Origin of the sequence: Milkweed yellows phytoplasma str. MW1 (genome assembly GCF_000309485.1) — a bacterium.
Lineage (GTDB): Bacteria > Bacillota_I > Bacilli_A > Acholeplasmatales > Acholeplasmataceae > Phytoplasma.
The window spans coordinates 1-537 of the sequence record NZ_AKIL01000153.1 but is presented as its reverse complement, the minus strand read 5'-3'; the positions used below and the strand labels follow the sequence as shown (position 1 = coordinate 537).

The following is a 537-nucleotide window of genomic DNA, read 5'->3' as shown; positions in this document are numbered from 1 at the left end:
TACGATATCGGTCTCGGCATTCCTGCTGAACCGCTCTTCCGATCTATTTAAATGGCAGGGATATCAGGATTCGAACCCGAACAAGCGGTTTTGGAGACCGTTATGCTACCGTTGACATCATATCCCTTAAAATATTTTAAAATAATAATTTTTAATATTAATGGTACGGGTGACAGGACTTGAACCTGCACGCCAAAAGCGCTAGATCCTAAGTCTAGTGCGTCTTCCATTCCGCCACACCCGCAGATTAATTTAAAGTTGTCGCATTTATGTTGTTAGCGTTGGCAGGCCCAGCTGGATTTGAACCAACGAATGACGGAGTCAAAGTCCGTTGCCTTACCACTTGGCTATGGGCCTACAAAAGATATAAAGATAAAATAATAAATTGGGGCGGCTGATGGGAATCGAACCCACACGTGTCGGCTCCACAAGCCGCTGCGTTACCCACTTCGCCACAACCGCCATAAAAATACATCTACAAAAATAATGTATCAAATAACAACATTTATTATTATACATGATTTTTTAAAAAAAATA

Annotated in this window: 4 tRNA genes; all 4 read right to left on the bottom strand. The window is 41.3% G+C overall.

Annotated features, from left to right (window positions below):
• Window positions 1-52: 52 nt before the first annotated feature.
• A tRNA-Trp gene (locus tag RI76_RS02745) sits at window positions 53-127 on the bottom strand.
• Between the two features lie 34 nt (window positions 128-161).
• Window positions 162-244 (bottom strand) — tRNA-Leu (locus tag RI76_RS02740).
• Between the two features lie 38 nt (window positions 245-282).
• Window positions 283-357 (bottom strand) — tRNA-Gln (locus RI76_RS02735).
• A 29-nt stretch (window positions 358-386) separates the two neighbouring features.
• Window positions 387-462: transfer RNA gene (locus RI76_RS02730), tRNA-His, on the bottom strand.
• Between the last annotated feature and the right edge of the window lie 75 nt (window positions 463-537).